This is a genomic window from Bacillus sp. LR--39 (assembly GCF_053613335.1).
In genome coordinates this window covers 1-557 of record NZ_JBSIOT010001390.1, presented here as the reverse complement: position 1 = coordinate 557, position 557 = coordinate 1, and the positions used below count along the sequence as shown (strand labels likewise).

Below are 557 nucleotides of genomic sequence, written 5' to 3'. Positions count from 1 at the left end.
AAAGATTGAAGCAGTTGTTCGATTTGGCTGTTTGTAAAGTAGCCATTGGTTCCAAGCTCAATGATGACAGCCTTGTTCGGCTGATTAAAAGACTTGTACTCCCTTGCGAGTTCCAAAGCTTGAGACATTTGTCTTCCCACCTTTCCATCAATCGTCACATGTGAAAGTGACTGACGCAGGTGTGAAGAAATATCAAGCATGACGGAATCTCCTATAGCTAACACCTCTTTCGCAGTATCTGCGGGTTCTTTCGTCTGTTGAGATTGCGTGTCTTTCTTTTTATGAGTCTCTTGCCCACTATCTTTGTTTTCCTTTTGACCCTGAATGGAATCTGTTGTTTTTTGTTCAGGATTGTGTTTTTTATCTGCTGCAGCGTTCTTTTTATCCCCAGAAGCCTGGCTGGTGTCAGCATTTGTTTCTTGTGAGCTATAGGTCCATTTGGTAGGGTGCTTTTGCTCGCCGGCTAGCCCTGACAGCCCGCCTGCAAAAATAAGTATAGCGAAAATGATGAAACCAATTGACATTTTGCTGATGACAGATGTCGTTTTCCATTCCTT

At 43.1% G+C, this 557-nt stretch carries 1 pseudogene; it reads right to left on the bottom strand.

Annotated features, from left to right (window positions below):
- Positions 1–557, bottom strand: a pseudogene (gene oatA, locus ACWHAR_RS30685) (peptidoglycan O-acetyltransferase OatA); the annotation flags it as partial.